This window comes from Streptomyces sp. NPDC039609, from assembly GCF_055596705.1.
This window is the reverse complement of sequence record NZ_JBVIUJ010000009.1, coordinates 327,718-346,433: the sequence shown is the minus strand read 5'-3', so window position 1 is coordinate 346,433 and position 18,716 is coordinate 327,718. Positions and strand designations below refer to the sequence as shown.

At 70.8% G+C, this 18,716-nt stretch carries 13 protein-coding genes; 4 read left to right on the top strand and 9 right to left on the bottom strand.

The window, feature by feature from the left end; translation table 11 throughout:
- Positions 1-326 precede the first annotated feature (326 nt).
- Together ACZ561_RS27535 and ACZ561_RS27530 are read right to left on the bottom strand one after the other, a co-directional pair.
- A complete protein-coding gene (locus ACZ561_RS27535) occupies positions 327-740 on the bottom strand; it encodes a hypothetical protein (RefSeq protein ID WP_470999779.1) in 414 nt (137 codons plus the stop codon).
- 1,045 nt (positions 741-1,785) lie between these two features.
- Positions 1,786-2,202, bottom strand: a complete 417-nt coding sequence (locus ACZ561_RS27530) for a pyridoxamine 5'-phosphate oxidase family protein (protein WP_470999778.1) — start codon at positions 2,200-2,202, stop codon at positions 1,786-1,788.
- Between the two features lie 65 nt (positions 2,203-2,267).
- Here ACZ561_RS27530 and ACZ561_RS27525 point away from each other — a divergent pair, with 65 nt between their 5' ends.
- Both ACZ561_RS27525 and ACZ561_RS27520 read left to right on the top strand, forming a co-directional pair.
- Entirely contained in the window at positions 2,268-2,660 is a 393-nt protein-coding gene (locus tag ACZ561_RS27525; protein ID WP_470999776.1) for a MerR family transcriptional regulator, read from the top strand.
- A gap of 4 nt (positions 2,661-2,664) precedes the next feature.
- The gene (locus ACZ561_RS27520; protein WP_470999774.1) at positions 2,665-3,000 is read left to right on the top strand and encodes a thioredoxin family protein; all 336 of its coding nucleotides are present in this window, start codon (positions 2,665-2,667) and stop codon (positions 2,998-3,000) included.
- Here ACZ561_RS27520 and thrS read toward each other — a convergent pair.
- Complete coding sequence (thrS, locus tag ACZ561_RS27515; RefSeq protein ID WP_470999772.1) at positions 2,997-4,220, bottom strand: threonine--tRNA ligase; 1,224 nt, start codon at positions 4,218-4,220, stop codon at positions 2,997-2,999. The genes ACZ561_RS27520 and thrS overlap by 4 nt on opposite strands.
- A 191-nt stretch (positions 4,221-4,411) precedes the next feature.
- Positions 4,412-5,434, bottom strand: a complete 1,023-nt coding sequence (locus ACZ561_RS27510) for a DUF6817 domain-containing protein (RefSeq protein WP_470999771.1) — start codon at positions 5,432-5,434, stop codon at positions 4,412-4,414.
- A gap of 132 nt (positions 5,435-5,566) precedes the next feature.
- Between ACZ561_RS27510 and ACZ561_RS27505 the strand changes: the two genes are divergently transcribed.
- Positions 5,567-7,798, top strand: a complete 2,232-nt coding sequence (locus tag ACZ561_RS27505; RefSeq protein WP_470999769.1) for a HelD family protein — start codon at positions 5,567-5,569, stop codon at positions 7,796-7,798.
- On the opposite strand, the gene glgB is transcribed toward ACZ561_RS27505, so the two are convergent.
- The 5 genes from glgB to ACZ561_RS27480 all read right to left on the bottom strand — a co-directional run bounded on the left by glgB (position 7,785) and on the right by ACZ561_RS27480 (position 17,071).
- Complete coding sequence (gene glgB, locus ACZ561_RS27500; protein ID WP_470999767.1) at positions 7,785-10,064, bottom strand: 1,4-alpha-glucan branching enzyme; 2,280 nt, start codon at positions 10,062-10,064, stop codon at positions 7,785-7,787. The genes ACZ561_RS27505 and glgB overlap by 14 nt on opposite strands.
- Positions 10,065-10,419: 355 nt before the next feature.
- A complete protein-coding gene (locus tag ACZ561_RS27495; protein ID WP_470999765.1) occupies positions 10,420-11,772 on the bottom strand; it encodes a maltokinase N-terminal cap-like domain-containing protein in 1,353 nt (450 codons plus the stop codon).
- Between the two features lie 264 nt (positions 11,773-12,036).
- On the bottom strand, positions 12,037-13,755 hold the full coding sequence (gene treS, locus ACZ561_RS27490) for a maltose alpha-D-glucosyltransferase (protein ID WP_470999763.1): 1,719 nt from the start codon (positions 13,753-13,755) through the stop codon (positions 12,037-12,039).
- On the bottom strand, positions 13,752-15,737 hold the full coding sequence (locus tag ACZ561_RS27485) for an alpha-1,4-glucan--maltose-1-phosphate maltosyltransferase (protein WP_470999761.1): 1,986 nt from the start codon (positions 15,735-15,737) through the stop codon (positions 13,752-13,754). Before ACZ561_RS27485 ends, treS begins: the two co-directional genes overlap by 4 nt.
- Before the next feature lie 392 nt (positions 15,738-16,129).
- The gene (locus ACZ561_RS27480; protein WP_470999759.1) at positions 16,130-17,071 is read right to left on the bottom strand and encodes an SDR family oxidoreductase; all 942 of its coding nucleotides are present in this window, start codon (positions 17,069-17,071) and stop codon (positions 16,130-16,132) included.
- A 116-nt stretch (positions 17,072-17,187) separates the two neighbouring features.
- Between ACZ561_RS27480 and ACZ561_RS27475 the strand changes: the two genes are divergently transcribed.
- A complete protein-coding gene (locus ACZ561_RS27475) occupies positions 17,188-18,165 on the top strand; it encodes an AraC family transcriptional regulator (protein WP_376437392.1) in 978 nt (325 codons plus the stop codon).
- Positions 18,166-18,716: the final 551 nt, after the last annotated feature.

Genomic DNA, 18,716 nt, shown 5'->3' with positions numbered 1-18,716 from the left:
CCCGGTGGGTGGTGGGGTGAGTTGATCAGCTGAGCGACCCTAAGACTCCACAACTCGCCTTCGGCGGGCACCAAGGGGCGCTATCCGGGGAAGTTACCGCGAGTAGTGGAGGGTTAGGGACACCAGTCGTCTGGCCATCGGTTCGGATCGTGACCCCCAGCAGCACTGGAACGGATCCAGGCCCGCTGGAGGGGATCAGCCGCGAGATCACACGCCCGCATCGATGTCGTCCAGGTCTTGCCCGACCCCGAGACCGTCCTACGACTGGCCACGCAGTGCCGGCCGCAATGCACGACGAATGGATCGCCGGGCCTCGCGGCAGCGGGTCAACTCGCCGGGCTGGTCAGGACGCAGTTCGGGTAGTCGTGGTCCGGATCGCCGACGGCGACCCAGAGCTTCAGGACCTTGCCTTGCCTCAAGGCGGAGTAGGAGGCGGGCTTACGCTCACCCGTTTCGGGGTGTGCGGCGTCGAAGGTCACGCCGACGAAGCTTTCCTCCTTGTTGGAGCCATGCTCCCAGGTGCCTGTTCCGGACCAGGTCAAACCCTCTTCCCAGTCGATGGCGATGCAGACCTTGTCGGCGATGAACGTCCCGTCCTGCTTCAGCGTGAGGGTGCCGTCGTCGGCATCGGTCCATGTGGTCGCAAGTTCGGCCGGCTTCAGAACGACCGGTTCGCCCTCGGGCGGCGGCAGGTCGTAGAGCCTGCCGCAGGCTGTCAGGGTGAGGGCCGTGGCGAGCAAGATCAGCGCAGTACGACGGGAACGCAACACAGTCCACCCCTAGCGGGTTCCGCAGGCCGCGTGCGCGACCGGTGACTCAAGAACCCTCGCACCCTGGCACGGAGTTTGAACAGGTTCAAGTCGCAGTGGCCGATCGCGGTCGGACGTACATCGTCCATAGATCACCTTCTTCGCGAACCGCCGTCGGTGGGTGGTGACCCTTAGGCTGCACAACTCGCCTTTGATGGGGCCAAAGGGTGCTATTCGGGGAAGTTACCGCGAGTAGTGGAGAGTTGGGGACACCGGTCGCCTGGTCGGAGGGTCGCGCTCCCGTCGCCGGTCGCAGGACTCAGGAGCGTTCCGGCAGTGACTTCGGACGGGCTTCGTATCCGGCGAGGGGGAGCCTCATGCGGCACTGGTCCTCAGCCTCCACGCCTCCCACCCGGATTCCGGACGGGGTGGGGGAATCTCCCCACCCACCGGGAGTGACCAGCGGGGCATGAGTCCCGGCCGAACGGCGGCCGCCAGCCGCATAGCCGTGCCCCGCTGCCCCATTCAACTGCCGCGCAATCCCACCCACACACCCGCAGGCGCCGATCCCCGCCCAGGACCGAGGGAGTTGCCGCGTGGCCACGCCCCCGGGCCGCCCTCCGAGTGTGAAAAGGCGACCGGAGGTGGCGGGTCAAGGGTGGAGCGAAGCGGAATCGGCGGAGCCGACGCGACGGAGGAGCGCCCTTGAGGCGTCGCCGGAACCCGCCACACTCGGAGAGAGGGCGGCCGAGCCAGAAGCTCGCCGGGGTGTTCCCCTCAGGGGCCCACCGCCCGGGCCCCGACCCCGTCGGCCTTGCGTCGACCCTGACCCCGACCCCGTACGCCCGTCGTCGGCCCCCGACCCCGACCCCGTACGCCCGTCGCCGGCCCCCGACCCCGACCCCGTACGCCCGTCGCCGGCCCCCGACCCCGACCCCGTACGCCCGTCGCCGGCCCCCGACCCCGACCCCGTACGCCCGTCGCCGGCCCCCGACCCCGACCCCGTACCCCCGTCGCCAAACGCCGGTCCCCGCCCCTACCCCAGCCTCAGCTCCTCCACCCTCGGTGGTTCCGCCGTGAAGTCGCTGTACCGTACCCAGCGCGGGCGTACCCGCACATGGGTGATCCCCGGCCATGCGAGGCGGTCGCGGCCGTCCGGGTACGCCGTGAAGTAGACCTCCCGGAGCCGTTCCAGTTCCCGGCCCTGAGGGATGTCTGCGACGCCCTCGATCTGGGCGGTGATCTCGTCCCAGCCGATGACCAACGCGATCCGCGGGTCGGCGACCAGGTTTCCGTACTTACGGGTCGTCTCCACGGTGTCGAAGACGATCTCCAGGTCGTCCGTGACCGCGTAACCGACGACGGCGGCCTGCGGCGCCCCGTCCGCGCTCACGGACGCCTCGACGGCGAGCCTGTGCCCGCGGAGGAACCTCAGCAGTTCGTCGTGCTTCATGGGTACTCCCTAGCACTTTCCCGACCGCTTGCCTTGACGTCGGCGTCAAGGCTTACGTTCGACGCATGCGAATCGGCGAGCTGGCCGAGCGGGCCGGAACGACCACGCGGACTCTGCGCTACTACGAGTCCCGTGGCCTTCTGGCCGCCCGGCGGACGGAGAACGGCTACCGCACGTACGACGAGGACGACCTGCGGCTCCTCGAGCAGATCCGGACCCTGCAGGACTTCGGGTTCGAGCTGGAGGAGACCCGGCCGTTCGTCGACTGCCTGCGGGCGGGGCACCCGGCGGGGGACGCCTGTCCGGCCTCGCTCGACGTGTACCGGCGCAAGCTCGCGGAGCTGGACGGACTCGTCGAGCAGCTCCAGGCGGTACGTGCCCAGGTCGCAACGCAGCTGCTGCGGGCCGAGGCGGAGCTGCCCGGTGGCCCGGAACCCACGTGTGAACTCGGAGGATGACGGAATGATTCGGATAGACGGTGTCACCGAGGTGACGGACGCGGACTTCGACGCCGAGGTCCTGGGCGCGGAGTTGCCCGTCCTGGTGAAGTTCACCGCGGACTGGTGCGGTCCGTGCCGTCAGCTCGGGCCGGTGCTCGGCGCGGTCGCCGCGGAGGAGGCGGACCGGCTGAGGATCGTCCAGATCGACGTGGACAGGAGCCCGGAGACCGCGGTGCGGTACGGGGTGCTCGGGACGCCGACGCTGATGGTGTTCCGGGCGGGCGAGCCCGTGAAGTCGATGGTGGGTGCCCGCCCGAAGCGCCGCCTCCTCAAGGAGCTCGAGGACGTGCTCGTCTAGGGGGTGCCCCAGAGCTCGGTGCTGTGCGCTCCGACGAGCGCCTCGATCCGGTCGAGGACCTCGCCCGGGGGAAGCGCGTCGAGTCGCCGGCCGTCCCGCAGCCGGATGGCCACCAGGTCGTCGGTCGCCTCCCTCGGGCCGATGACCGCCTGGTAGGGGACGAGGCGGGCCTCCCGCACGCGGGCGCCCAGGGTGCCCCGCTCCGGGCCCACGACCTCGGCCCGCAGGCCGCGTTCGGCGCATCGGGCGGCCAGCGCGTCGGCGGCGGGCAGCTCGGACTCCGAGACCGGCAGGACCACCAGCTGGACGGGGGCCAGCCAGGCCGGGAAGGCGCCGCCGTGCTGTTCGAGGAGGTGGGCGACGGCCCGCTCCACGCTGCCGACGACGCTGCGATGGATCATGACGGGCCGGTGCTTGGCGCCGTCCGCCCCGATGTAGTGCAGACCGAAGCGCTCGGGCTGGTGAAAGTCGATCTGTACGGTCGACAGGGTCGACTCCCGCCCGGCTCCGTCCGCGATCTGCACGTCGATCTTGGGCCCGTAGAACGCGGCCTCGCCCTCGGCGGCCTCGTAGGCGAGCCCGGAGGCGTCGAGCACGTCGCGCAGGAGCGCGGTGGACCGCTCCCACAGCTCGGGCGCGGCGACGTACTTGCCGCCGGGTCCGGGGAGCGAGAGCTGGTACCGGGCCGGCGCGATGCCCATCGCCTCGTACGCCCGCCCGATCAGTCCCAGGGCGGCCGCGGTCTCCTCGGCGACCTGGTCGAGGGCGCAGAAGATGTGCGCGTCGTTCAGCTGGATGGCCCGGACCCGGGTCAACCCGCCGAGGACGCCGGAGAGTTCGGAGCGGTACATGCCGCCGAGCTCGGCCATCCGCAACGGCAGCTCGCGGTAGCTGTGTGCGCGGGAGCGGTAGATCACCGCGTGGTGCGGGCAGAGGCTCGGCCGCAGGACGACCTGCTCGCCGCCGAGCTCCATCGGCGGGAACATGTCGTCGCTGTAGTGGTCCCAGTGCCCGGAGATCTCGTACAGCTCCCGTTTCCCGAGGACGGGCGAGTACACGTGCCGGTATCCGGCCCGGCGCTCCACCTCCCGGACGTACTCCTCCAGGGTGTGCCGTACGACGGCCCCGTCGGGCAGCCAGTACGGCAGCCCCGCGCCGATCAGCGGGTCGGTGTCGAACAGGCCCAGCTCGCGGCCGAGCCTGCGGTGGTCGTGGTGCATGTGGTCCTCCGGGGGTGCTCGCCGGGGACGAGCGGCCGGAGGAACGACGAAGCCCCGGGGCGCTCGGCCCCGGGGCTTCGTGACGTCAAGACAGCGGTCAGCGCGCCGGGACACTCTCCGGCGTCGTCGTGATGATCGCGGCACGCTTCATACGGGTGACGGTAGCGGGACCGCCCCCGGCCCGCACGGGATTATTCGTGGAGCCTGAGCCCGAGGCGGCGCGTGACGAGGTTGACGGCGGTGACCTCGACGGCGAGCTCGTCGCCCTCGCCCGGGGCGCGTTCCCCGAGGTCGTCCTTGTGCAGGACGCCCTGGACGCCCGGCGCCACCTCGACGAGGACCCCGAAGGACACGACGTGGGTGACTGTCGCGGTGCGGACCCCGTCGAACCCGGCGCGGGCGAACGCGGCCATCGGGTCGGGCTCCAGGGCCTTGAGCGAGAGGGACACCCGCTCCCGGTCCATGTCCACGTCGAGTACCTCGAAGGCGTGCTCCTCGCCCTCGGCGATGACGTCGGCGGGGGTGTCGACGTGGCGCCAGGACACTTCCGGGATGTTCATCATCGCCTCCACCCCGCCCAGTTCCACGAAGGTCACGCCGAAGCTCGCGATCAACGCGACGACACCGATGACGACATCGCCGCGCTCCAGCCCCCGGAGGAACGCCGCCCGCTCCTCGCCCTCGAGTCTCAGAAGGCCGCGTGCGTCCTTGGACGCCGCCTCGGTCAGCAGGGGACGCCAGCGGGTGAACAACCTGAGCAGCGCGCCGCCGTGCCGGCTCCACAGCTCTCGGTTCTCCCGGAGCACGTCCAGTTCGTTCGCCGCCGTCAGTTCCGCGAAGTCCGCCCGCCGCGTCGCCGTCGGCGTGAACGTCTCCCCCGTGAAGCGGTCCCGGAAGAGTCCGTCCTCCCGACCGATCCCGGGGTACGAGAATTCCCGGTCGCAGCTCGCGTAGAGGTACACGAGCTCCTCCGCCTCCGTGCCGATCGCCGCTGCCAGTACATCGCGGCGTTCCAGCGGCAGCAGCTGCTCGGCGAAGCCGTCCGTGCCGTAGAAGGCGTGGCACAGGCCGGCGAGTCGGAGGGCGTCCCGTGCGCCCCAGGCGGCCAGTCGGGCCTCGACCCGGTCCAGGTGGGCGAGCAAGGTGCCGCCGGGGTGGTTCAGTGTGTCCGCGCCGTGCGCGATCAGCAGATCGCGGGCTTCGTCTCTCCCCATGAGACATGAAAATACCCCGACTAGAATTGCAGTCGGGGTTGTTTCTCGCGTATATTCATGGATTCCGTGTCTACGCACAACAAATGACGCGGAGAAGTTCAATAAACGCACTGTATCGCGCCGGGAGTCGAATTGTCAACCGAGGAATTTCGGAATGAGCAGCAATTCATCACAGAGCTCTACGCACGACTCGACGACCTGAGGGACCGGGCCGAGGCCGACGTCGGCCGGGCGCTCAAGGCGCCGTGGGTCGGCAACCAGGGCCGACTGGAGCGGGACGTGATGGTCGCCGAGCAGTCCGGGCTGCTCGCCGCCTTCAACGCCGGGGAGACCGGGCTCTGTTTCGGACGGCTCGTCTTCCGGGACGGAGGCGACCACCACATCGGCCGCATCGGAATCCGGAAGGACGACCCGGACCGCACGCCCCTCGTCGTCGACTGGCGCGCCGAGGCCGCCCGCCCCTTCTACCTCGCCACCGGGTACGAGCCCATGGGGCTCAGCCGCCGCCGGCACATCACCACCCACGGCCGTGCGGTGACGGCGCTCCACGACGAGGTGCTCGACCTCGCCGACGGGACCCGCACCGGGCACGAGAACCGGGACGCCGACGAGGTGCTGCTCGCCGCGCTCGACGCCGCCCGCACCGGGCGGATGCACGACATCGTGCAGACCATCCAGGCCGAGCAGGACCGCATCATCCGCTCCCCGCACCGAGGCGTCCTCGTCGTCGAGGGCGGTCCCGGCACGGGCAAGACCGCCGTGGCGCTGCACCGGGCCGCGTACCTCCTCTTCGCACACCGCGAGCAGCTCGCCCGCCGCGCCGTCCTCATCGTCGGCCCCAACCCGGCCTTCCTCGGCTACATCGGCAACGTCCTGCCCTCCCTCGGCGAGACCGGCGTCCTGCTCGCCACCCCCGGCGAACTCTTCCCCGGCGTCCGCGCCACCGGTACGGACACCCCCCGCGCCGCCGCCGTCAAGGGTGCCGCCGCGATGGCCGAGGCCCTCGCCGAGGCGGTACGGGACCGCCAGCAGGTGCCCGAGCGCGGCGAGCCCCTGATCGTGCCGCACGACGACGGCGACCTGGTCATCGACTGGGACATGGCCCTCGAAGCGCGCCACAAGGCCCGCGAGACCCGCCTGCCGCACAACCTGGCCAGGCCCTACTTCGTCTTCCACCTTCTCGACGCGCTCGCCGAACAGCTCGCCGACCGCATCGGCGCCGACCCCTACGGCGGGCCCAACTTCCTCGGCCCCGACGACATCGCCCTGCTCGCCAAGGGCATCGCCGCCAGCCAGGACGTCCACGCCGCCATCGACACCCTCTGGCCGCCGCTCACACCCGAGTCCCTCCTCGCCGACTACCTCGCCGATCCGACCCACCTCACCGAGGAGGACGCGGCCGCGATCCGGCGCGAGGACGGCCCCTGGACCCCCGCCGACGTCCCGCTCCTCGACGAGGCCGCCGAACTCCTCGGCGAGGACGACTCGGCCGCACGGGCCGCGGCCGAGGCCGAGCGGGAGAAGCAGATCCAGTACGCACAGGGCGTCCTCGACGTCTCGTACGCCTCGCGCACGTACGAGTTCGAGGACAAGGAGGAGCAGGACAAGGACGCCGCCGAGGTCCTCGCCGCGCACGACATCATCGACGCCGAGCGGTTCGCCGAGCGGCACGAGGAGGCCGACCACCGCAGCGCCGCCGAACGCGCCGCCGCCGACCGCACCTGGGCCTTCGGACACATCATCGTCGACGAGGCGCAGGAGCTCTCCGCGATGGCCTGGCGGCTGCTGATGCGCCGCAGCCCCACCCGCTCGATGACCCTGGTCGGCGACCCGGCCCAGACCGGTGACGCGGCGGGCGTCGGCTCGTGGGAGGGCATCCTCACGCCGTACGTCGAGGACCGCTGGGAGCTCGTACGGCTCGGGGTCAACTACCGCACCCCCGCCGAGATCATGGCGGTCGCCGCCGACGTCCGGCGCGAGGCCGACCCGGGCTTCGAGCCACCCCGCTCGGTCCGCTCCACCGGCGTGGAGCCCTGGCAGCGGACCGTCGAGGACCCGGTGAAGGAGACCGCCGACGCGGTCGCCGCCGAGCTCCGCACCGAGGGCCGGCTCGCCGTGATCGCCCCGCCGGAGCTGCATCCGGCCCTGACGGCGGCGCTGCCGGACGCCTCGTACGGACCGACGCCCGACCTGACCCGGCCGGTGGTCCTCCTCGACCCGCTCCAGGCCAAGGGCCTGGAGTTCGACACGGTCCTCGTCGTCGACCCTGACGGCATCCGGGCCGGCGCCACGCACGGCATCAACGACCTGTACGTGGCGCTGACCCGGGCCACTCAGCGGCTGGGGGTCATCAGGCAGGCCTGAGCCACACCGTCGCCAGCGGCGGCAGCGTCATCCGTACGCTCGCCGAACGGCCGTGGGACGGCACCGACTCGGTCTTCACCGGGTCGGTGCCCACCACGTCGCCACCGCCGTACCGGGCCGCGTCCGTGTTCAGGACCTCGTCCCAGGCCGCGAACGTGTCCGGGACCCCGAGCCGGAAGTCGTGCCGTACGACAGGGGAGAAGTTGCAGACCCCGAGCAGCGGCGAGCCCTCGGCGTCGTAGCGGAGGAACGCGAAGACGTTGTCCTCGGCCGCGTCGCCCACCACCCACTGGAAGCCCTCGGGGACGGTGTCCCGCTCCCACAGCGCCGGCGTCGCGCCGTACACCGTGTTCAAGTCGCGCACCAGGTCCCGTACGCCCCGGTGGTCGGCCTCCGCGCCGTACGACGGGTCGAGCAGCCACCAGTCGGGGCCGTGCTCGGCGGACCACTCCGCACCTTGGGCGAACTCCTGCCCCATGAAGAGGAGTTGCTTGCCGGGGTGGGCCCACATGAAGCCGAGGTACGCGCGGTGGTTGGCGCGCTGCTGCCACCAGTCGCCGGGCATCTTCGAGACCAGGGCCTGCTTGCCGTGCACGACCTCGTCGTGGGAGATCGGCAGGATGTAGTTCTCGCTGTACGCGTACACCATCGAGAAGGTCATCTCGTTGTGGTGGTACTTGCGGTGCACCGGCTCCTTCTCGACGTAGCCGAGGGAGTCGTGCATCCAGCCCATGTTCCACTTCATGCCGAAGCCGAGACCGCCGAAGCCGCCGGGCCCGACCTGGTCCGTCGCCCGGGTGACGCCGTCCCAGGCCGTCGACTCCTCGGCGAAGGTGACGACACCGGGGCAGCGCCGGTACACCGTCGCGTTCATCTCCTGGAGGAAGGCGACCGCGTCCAGGTTCTCCCGCCCGCCGAACTCGTTCGGCAGCCACTCGCCGTGCTCGCGCGAGTAGTCGAGGTAGAGCATCGAGGCGACGGCGTCGACCCGCAGGCCGTCGAGGTGGAACTCCTCGCACCAGTACACCGCGTTGGCGACCAGGAAGTTCCGTACCTCCTTGCGGCCGTAGTCGAACTCCAGCGTTCCCCAGTCGGGGTGCGCGGACCGGCGCGGGTCTTCGTGCTCGTACAGCGGCCGGCCGTCGAACTCCGCCAGCGCCCAGTCGTCGCGCGGGAAGTGCGCGGGTACCCAGTCCATCAGGACGCCGATCCCGGCCCGGTGCAGGGCGTCGATCAGGTACTTGAAGTCGTCGGGTGTGCCCATGCGGGCGGTCGGCGCGTAGAAGCCGGTGACCTGGTAGCCCCAGGAGCCGCTGAAGGGGTGCTCGGCGACGGCCATGAACTCCACGTGCGTGAAGCCGAGATCGCGGACGTAGTCGGGCAGCTGCTCGGCGAGCTGGCGGTAGGTCAGGCCAGGGCGCCAGGAGGGGAGATGCACCTCGTAGACCGAGAGCGGCGCCTCGTGGTGCGGACGGTCGCCGCGGCTCGCCATCCACCCGGTGTCGCTCCACTCGTGGTACGAGTCGGTGACGATCGAGGCGGTGTTCGGGGGGCACTCGGTGCGACGGGCCATCGGGTCGGCGCGCAGCGTGTGGGAGCCGTCGGGGCGGGTGATGTCGTACTTGTAGACCGCTCCCTCGCCGATGCCGGGGACGAACAGCTCCCAGACACCGGTCGCGCCGAGGGAGCGCATCGGCAGACCGGTGCCGTCCCAGTGGTTGAAGTCTCCGGTGACGCGGACGCCGCGGGCGTTGGGCGCCCAGACGGTGAAGCGGGTGCCGGTCACGCCCTGGTGGGTGACGATCCGTGACCCGAGCGCCTTCCACAGCTCCTCGTGGCGGCCCTCGCCGATGAGGTGGAGGTCGAGGTCACCGAGGGAGGGCAGGAAGCGGTACGGGTCGTGGACGGCGAGCTCGTCGCCGTCGTAGCGCACGCGCAGCTCGTACTCGGGGACCTTGCGGAGCAGCGGCAGGATCCCGGAGAAGAAGCCGTCGCCCTCGTCGCGCAGCGTGGTGCGCTTTCCCTTGGCGAGGACGGTGACCTCACGCGCGTACGGGCGCAGGACCCGGATCGCCACGCCGCCGCGGACGGGGTGGGCGCCGAGGTGGGCGTGCGGGTCGTGGTGCTCCCCGGCGAGCAGCCGCGCCCGGTCCCCCGCGTCGAGTGGCGGCACCTTCCGCACCTTCCGTACGGGATCCTGGGCTGCCCGGGGCGCGGGTGTCTTCGCCGGGGGCACTGCCGTCTTGCGAGCGGATCGGGCGGTCACGGGGATGCCTCCTGCAAGGGGGGTTGAAGGATGGGGTGGGGGAGATGGGCCGGTTCCCACGCAACCGCAACGGCGCGGGCCCCGCACAGGACACTCGGCCGAATGGGCCCCGCGCACATGTCCGCGCGCGGGTGGACGGCACCGTTGCGGGCGACGGGCGGTACCCGTCCGCCCCCTGCCCACACGGGGTGGGGTGGGTGCGGCCAGCGGGGCGCGAGCGCCCGGTCACGTGGGGCCGCGGGGCGACTACCCCGCGGGGTGTGGGGTCGCGGGGCGAGGACGCCCGCCCGGGATGGAGGGCGACGGTGTGCGGGGTGGGCGCCTTCGCGGGCCGCGGTCGTTCGGGGTGGGCTCTTCACTCCGCTCCCGCCAGGCGTTCGATCGCCGACATGGGGACCGGGAGCCAGTCCGGTCGATGGCGGGCCTCGTAGACGACCTCGTAGACCGCCTTGTCCGTCTCGTAGGCCCGCAGCAGCGCCGGGTCCGTGCGGGGGTCCGTGCCCGAGGCCTCCGCGTACCCGGTGCAGTACGCCGCGCGGCAGCGGGCCGCCCACTCGGCGTTCCACGGGCGGTGCGTGCGCGCCGCGTAGTCGAAGGAGCGGAGCATTCCCGCGACGTCGCGGACCGCCGGCTGCGGACGGCACCGCTCGGCGAGCGGCTTCGCGGGCTCGCCCTCGAAGTCGATCACCGTCCAGCCGCCGTCGTCCGCCGCCCGCAGTGTCTGCCCGAGATGCAGATCGCCGTGGACCCGCTGGAGCAGCCCGGAGCCGACCGCGCCGCCCGCCGCCGCGAAGACGGCGCGCAGCCCGGGGACGTACGGCAGCAGCGCCGGCACCGCCTGTGCCGCCGCGTGCAGCCGCTGGTCCATCTCCCCGGCCAGGTGCTCCGTCTGCGTCCGGTGCAGCCGCTCGGTCGGCAGCGCCGTCGCCAGCGCGAGGTGCACCTCGGCCGTCGCCCGCCCCAGGGCGTGTGCCTCGCTGGTGAACTCCCTTCCGTCCGCCAGCGCGTCGAGGGCGAGCCGCCAGCCGTCCCGGGAGTCCCGCAGATACGGCTGGAGGACGCCGAGCGTGCTGGCGCCCGACTCGAACCAGGCCACCGGCGCCGGTACCCGCGAGCAGCCGGCGCGCGCGAGCGCGAGCGGCAGCTCCAGGTCGGGATTGGCGCCGGGGCTGACCCGGCGGAAGATCTTCAGGATGTACGTATCGCCGTATACGAGCGAGGAGTTGGACTGCTCGGCGTCCAGCATCCGGGGCGCGAGCGAAGGCGGCAGTTCGACGGTGCGGTGGAAACCGAGCGGGCCGATCTGGCCCGGTGTGCGCAGCCGTTCGTAGAGCAGCCCGGCGAGCCGCGGATCGCGCAGCCCTTCGTAGACCGCCCGGCCGGCCAGCGGCCCCTGCCGGATCCGCCCGATCAGGGCGGGGGCGAGGCGGGGCGGCAGCTGGGTCCGTACGCCCAGGAGCAGTTGGTAGCAGTCGGCGGGCGCACCGGCCGGGCGGCCCGGCTGTTCCACCCGTACGAGCAGGTGCAGCAGCCCGGGTCCCGCGCCGTCCAGCGGCAGCAGCTCGGTGGCCGCTTCCAGCGTGAATCCGATGACCCGGCGGCCCTTGCCCGCGAACCAGCGCTGCCGGGGCAGCCATTCATGGAGCAGGGGAGCGAGTGACGGGAGGAGGGCGGCCGGGGCCCGGGTGGTGGATGCGGTCTCCGGCATGGCATCGCGTCCTTTCCCCGGGGGGCGCAGATTCGAGTTCGTGTGAATCGAGTTCAAATGCGCAAAGTGTCCCGGATGGCGGCTTCGACTGTCCGGATGTGCGGGACGTGTCGGAAGGGGAAGATCCGTACGGGCCCGACAAGAAGGCCCGTATGGACCTGAATCGACCGTGTGTGGGACACAGTGCCCAGGGTGGCGCGGGGGAAACCCGCTCCACCCCGGGCAGTTGGCCGTTCTTCGGTCAGATCTTCGGTCGGTGGTCCGTCAGTGGTTCGGTCGGCTCGTGGCCGACCGGTCCTTCAGGCGGAACCAGTAGAAGCCGTGACCCGCCAGGGTGAGCAGGTACGGCCACTGTCCGATCGCCGGGAACCGCACCTGGCCGATCAGCTCGACCGGGCTCATCCCGTCGAACTGCCGCAGGTCCAGCTCCGTGGGCTGCGCGAACCGCGAGAAGTTGTTCACGCAGAGGACCAGATCGTCGCCGTCCTCCCGGAGGAAGGCGAGCACCGCCGGATTGGACGAGGGCAGTTCCGTGTACGAGCCGAGTCCGAAGGCCCGGTTCTGCTTACGGATTTCGATCATCCGCTTCGTCCAGTGGAGCAGCGAGGACGGCGAGGCCATGCCCGACTCGACATTGGTGACCTGGTAGCCGTGGACCGGGTCCATGATGGCCGGCAGGGTGAGCCGGCCCGGGTCGCAGGACGAGAAGCCCGCGTTCCGGTCCGGTGTCCACTGCATCGGGGTCCGCACCCCGTCCCGGTCGCCCAGCCAGATGTTGTCGCCCATCCCGATCTCGTCGCCGTAGTACAGCACCGGCGAACCGGGCAGCGAGAAGAGCAGCGCGGTGAACAGCTCCATCTGCTTGCGGTCGTTGTCGAGCAGCGGGGCCAGCCGCCGCCGGATGCCGATGTTGGCCCGCATCCGGGGATCCTTGGCGTACTCCGCGTACATGTAGTCGCGCTCTTCGTCCGTGACCATCTCGAGCGTCAGCTCGTCGTGGTTGCGCAGGAAGATGCCCCACTGGCAGTGCGCCGGGATCGCGGGGGTCTTGGCCAGGATCTCGGAGACCGGGTGGCGCGACTCCCGTCGTACCGCCATGAAGATCCGTGGCATCACCGGGAAGTGGAACGCCATGTGGCACTCGTCGCCGCCCGAGGCGAAGTCCCCGAAGTAGTCGACCACGTCCTCGGGCCACTGGTTCGCCTCGGCGAGCAGCACCGTGTCCGGATAGTGGTCGTCGATCTCCTTGCGGACCTGCTTGAGGAAGGCGTGGGTGGCGGGGAGGTTCTCGCAGTTGGTCCCCTCCTGCTGGTACAGGTACGGCACGGCGTCCAGCCGGAAGCCGTCGATGCCCAGGTCCAGCCAGAACTTCAGCGCCGAGAGGATCTCCTCCTGCACGGCCGGGTTCTCGTAGTTGAGATCCGGCTGGTGCGAGAAGAACCGGTGCCAGTAGTACTGCTTGCGCACCGGGTCGAAGGTCCAGTTCGACGTCTCCGTGTCGACGAAGATGATCCGGGCGTCCTGGAACTGCTTGTCGTCGTCGGCCCAGACGTAGTAGTCGCCGTACGGCCCGTCGGGGTTGGCGCGCGACTCCTGGAACCACGGGTGCTGGTCGCTCGTGTGGTTCATGACGAAGTCGATGATCACGCGCATCCCGCGTTGGTGCGCCGCGTCCACGAACTCCACGAAGTCGGCGAGATCGCCGAACTCCGGCAGCACGGACGTGTAGTCGGCGACGTCGTAGCCGCCGTCCCGCAGCGGGGACTTGAAGAACGGCGGCAGCCAGAGGCAGTCGACGCCAAGCCACTGCAGATAGTCCAGCTTCGAGGTGATGCCCTTGAGATCGCCTACGCCGTCCCCGTTGCTGTCCTGGAAGGACCTGACGAGCACTTCGTAGAACACGGCCCTTTTGAACCAGTCCGGGTCACGGTCCTTGGCGGGCGTGTCCTCGAACGTGTCGGGGACGGGTTCGTTGACAGTCATGATGTGGGTGACCCTCCGGTCTGCGGGGACGGTCGCAGGGTGAGGATGTGCGCGGGCGTGATGCCCGGCTCGAGGCGCACATAGTTGGCCCTGCCCCAGTGATAGGTCTCACCGGTGAGCTCGTCGCGCACCGGCACGGTCTCGGGCCAGTCGAGGCCGAGTTCCGGCATGTTCAACGAGACCGTGGCCTCCTGGGTGTGGTGAGGATCGAGGTTCGCGACCACCAGAACGGTGTTCGAGCCCGAACGCTTGCTGTACGCGATCACCGCGTCGTTGTCCGTCGTGTGGAACGTCAGGTTCCGCAGTCGGCGCAGGGCCGGGTGACGGCGCCTGACCCGGTTGAGCGTGGTGATGAGCGGGGCGATCGACGCCCCCGAACGCTCCGCGGACTCCCAGTCGCGGGGCCGCAGTTGGTACTTCTCCGAGTCGAGGTACTCCTCACTGCCGTCCCGTAGCGGAGTCCCCTCGCAGAGCTCGTAGCCGGCGTACACGCCCCAGGTGGGCGAGAGGGTGGCGGCGAGCACCGCCCGCACCTCGAAGGCCGGCCTGCCGCCCTGCTGGAGGTAGGCGTGCAGGATGTCGGGGGTGTTCACGAAGAAGTTCGGCCGCATCTGCGCCGCCACGTCTCCGGACAGCTCCGTGAGGTACTCCGTCAGCTCCGCCTTGGTGTTGCGCCAGGTGAAGTACGTGTACGACTGCTGGAAGCCGATCGCGCCGAGGGTGCGCATCATCGCGGGCCGGGTGAAGGCCTCGGCCAGGAAGATCACGTCCGGGTCGGCCCGGTTGATCTCTCCGATCACCCGCTCCCAGAACACCACCGGCTTGGTGTGCGGGTTGTCCACGCGGAAGATCCGTACGCCGTGGTCCATCCAGTGCCGCAGGACCCGCACGGTCTCGGCGACGATGCCGTCCATGTCCTTGTCGAACGCGATCGGATAGATGTCCTGGTACTTCTTCGGCGGGTTCTCGGCGTAGGCGATCGAGCCGTCCGCGCGGTGGTGGAACCACTCCGGGTGCTTCTCCACCCACGGGTGGTCCGGGGAGCACTGGAGCGCGAAGTCCAGCGCGATCTCGAGGCGTAGCTCGCGGGCGCGTGCCACGAAGGCGTCGAAGTCCTCGATCGTGCCCAGGTCCGGGTGGACGGCGTCGTGACCGCCCTCCGGAGAGCCGATCGCCCAGGGGACGCCGACGTCGTTCGGGCTCGCCGAGAGCGCGTTGTTGGGACCCTTGCGGTGCGTGGTGCCGATGGGGTGGATGGGCGGCAGATAGACCACGTCGAAGCCCATCGCGGCGATCGCCGGGAGCCGTTCGGCAGCGGTACGGAAGGTCCCGGGGACGGTCCTGCCGCGGACCTTCTTCACGCCCTCCGAGCGCGGGAAGAACTCGTACCAGGAGCCGAACAGCGCCCTCTCGCGCTCCACCTGGAGGTGCAACGCGGGGGAGGAACTGACCAGTTCGCGCAGCGGATGCCGGTCCAGGGCCCCGGTCACCTGCGGGGCGAGCGCCGCCGCGAGCCGCGCGGCGGCCGAGCGGTGCTCGTCGCGCAGCGCGTCCGCCGCGGCCAGCACGGCCTCGCGGCCGCCGCCCTTCTTCGGGACGCCCTTCGCGGCCCGCTCGTGGAGCTCGGCGCCCTCGGCGAGGACGAGTTCGGAGTCGATCCCCGCCGGGATCTTGATTTTGGCGGCGTGCCGCCAGGTGGCGAGGGGGTCGCTCCATGCCTCGACCGTGTACGTCCACAGGCCCTCGACGTCCGGCGTGACCTCGGCGCCCCACCGGTCGGTACCGGGGGCCAGTTCACGCATCGGGGTCCAAGGGCCGGGGCGTCCTGACGGGCGACGCAGCACGACGTTGGCGGCGACGGCGTCGTGGCCCTCGCGGAAGACGGTGGCCGAAACCTCGAAGGTCTCACCGGCCACCGCCTTCGCGGGGCGGCGGCCGCAGTCGACCAGCGGGCGGACGTCCAGTACGGGAATACGTCCCATGAGCGGATTCACAGCATCACCTGAGGGTTTACGGGGGTGCGGGTGGTGGTGCGCTCTTTGTAGCTCCGTCGACGGCTGGCGGGTTGCGGGCATGGCCGCTCCTGTCCGCGTTCACTCGGATGGCGGGTCTACGGGGGTGTACCGGGGGAGCCTTCCACCGACTTCCGGTGGCCAATCCGGCGCTTTGTTAACTACTAGGACGTAGGCGTACGGACAAGCACACGGCACCCACAAGATTCCGGCCCCGTCCTTGTGGGACGGGGCCGGTTCACGAACGGGCGTACGGATGGGGCCTGTCGAGACGCTGTGTTGATCGGGGGCGGCACGAGCGCCGTCGGGGCGTCTCGACCGAGCTGCTCGGCTGTCTCGTTTTCAACCCTGCGCGGACGGCTTCAACCCTGCGCGGACGGCGACTGCTCCTCCGTGTCACCGGCCCACACCTGCCACGGCTGACGAGTCACCCACTCGTCCACCGGCGCCGCGCGCACCCCGAGAACTTCGGCCGAAACACCGTCGTCCGCCGCCAGCAGGAGAGGGTCGGCGCCCGATGCCATGTAGTGGTAGATCCCCGCGACTCCGGCCGCCGTCTCCGGCCCGAGCAGTTGGGCCAGACCGCGCTGGAAAACCGCGGGCGGAAGCTGTACGTACCGCACCGACCTGCCGAGCCCGCGGCCGAACGCGGCCGCCAGATCCGGGCCGGTCAGCGAGTGCGTCCCGCCGATGTCGAAGGTGCGGCCTTCGAGGCCGTCCACGGTCAGCGCCGCGTACACGGCCTCCGCCAGATCCCGGTGCGACAGCCACGCCGTCGGCGTCGACGCGGGCAGCGGATAGGCGAGGACGCCCTCGTCGACGAGGGCCGGACCGTTCCACGGGGAGAAGAGGTTGTCCAGATAGATCGGAGGCCGTACGACGACCAGCGGGAGGCCGCTGTCGCGCAGCACCTCCTCGACGATCCGCCGGGTCTCGAAAGCCGGCACCGTGGTCGGGCCTTGCGGGACACGGGTGTTGGCGTTGTGGACCAGGCGCTCGACACCGGCGTCCAGGGCCGCGAGCGCGATGTTGCGGGCGTACAGCCTTACCCGCTCCGGCTCGTACACCAGCGGCATCGTCACCACGGCATGGGTCGTCCCCTCGAAGAGCCGACGGACGTCCTTCGCGTTCGCAAGGTCGCCGGGCACGAAGGAGGCGCCGGGCAGGGGCGGGCGGTCGCCCGCGCGGCGGCGGGTGAGCGTACGTACCCGGTGGTGCCGCTCGCCGAGCAGACGCGCCACCGCGCCGCCCTGGAAACCGGTCGCTCCTACGACCGCCACCCGCATCGGTATCTCACTGGACATGTGTGGTTGAGGCCCTTCGATAGGCTGTCGCTGTTGCCGTGACGGCCTTCTCAGGCTGGCGGCGGTGGCTTCGTCCGTTCAATTAACAAACCGGGGCGGAAGTTGAAGGATCGTCCATGGACATGGCGGGAACCGACCGTGACGACCGACACGGCGCCGAGCACGACGACCTCCTGAGCGAGCTGCTGCAACCACTGCGCCTCACCGGCGTCTTCGACAGCCGCTGGCACGTCCGCGCGCCCTGGGCCATCGAGGGGGACGCCGAACAGAGCTGCGCCGTGCTGCACTACATCGTCGAGGGCGGGTGCTGGATCACGGGCGACGACCGGACACCGCTGGAGCTGCACGCCGGCGACCTGATCGTCTTCCCGACCGGCACCGCCCACCGGCTCGCCGACCGACCGGACCGCCAGGGCATACCGCTCAAGGCCGTGCTGCCCGAGCGTCGGCCCGGCACGTCCGGCGAGATCGTCATCGACGGCACCGGCCCGGAGAGCCGACTGCTGTGCGCCGGACTCCACTACGACCTCAGCGCAGCCACCGGCCTCTACACCTCGCTGCCCTGGGCACTCGTCCTCGACGGCGCCCAGGTCGACCGCGAACCGCTGCTCCGCGACACCCTCCGCCTCCTGGCCTCGCCCGACCGCCCCGTGGGCCCCGGGGACCGCCTGATCACCCTGCGCGCCTTCGAGATGGCGTTGGTCCTCGCCCTCCGCCCGCTCCTGCGGGAGCTCGCCGACAACCCGACGTCGCTCCCGATGCTCCGCCACCCCGGCATCAGCCGCGCCCTGGTGGTGATCGCCACGCGCTTCGCCGAACCGTGGACGATCGACTCCCTGGCCCGCGAGGTCGGCATGTCCCGCTCCGCCTTCACGGCCGCCTTCCGCGCCCTGGTCGGCGAGTCCCCGGCCCGCCACCTCACCAGCCGCCGCATGCAGGAAGCGGCCCGCCTCCTCACCGAGACCTCCCTGGCACAGTCCGGCGTCCCGGCCAGGGTCGGGTACCAGAGCGCGGTCGGGTTTCATTTGGCGTTCAGGAAGTGGTTCGGGGTGACGCCGGGGGAGTACCGGACGGGGGTGAGCAGTGCCGCGTGAGCCGCCGGTGGCAGCGGGACGGCATCTGGCACCAGGTCCTCACCCGGCTGCAGTCTCTGGCCGACGCGAAGGGGGCGATCGTGTGGGACCTGAGCGTCGACTCCACGGTCTGCCGTGCCCATCAGCATGCGGCCGGGGCCCGCAAGCAGGGTGACCTGCAGAAAGAACCACCAGGCGGTGTGTTCACCGAGCCCGGCGATCACGGGCTGGGACGTTCACGCGGCGGGTTCACCACCAAGCTGCACCTGGCCGTCGAGCAGGGGCAGACGCCCATGTCGGTCGGGGTGACGGCAGGGCACGTGCGGACTCGCCGCAGTTCGAGCGGTGCTGGAGAAGGTCCGCGTGCCTCGCATTGGGCCGGGCCGGCAACGTGTCCGTCCCGATCGGGTGCGTGCTGACAAGGCGTACGCCTCCCGAAGGAACCGTGCCTATCTGCGCCGCCACGGATCCGTTGCACCATCCCGGACAAGGTCGACCAGGCACGCAACCGCCGAAAGCTCGGTTCCCGCGGCGGCCGGCCGCCGCATTTCGACCGGGCCGACTACCGCGAG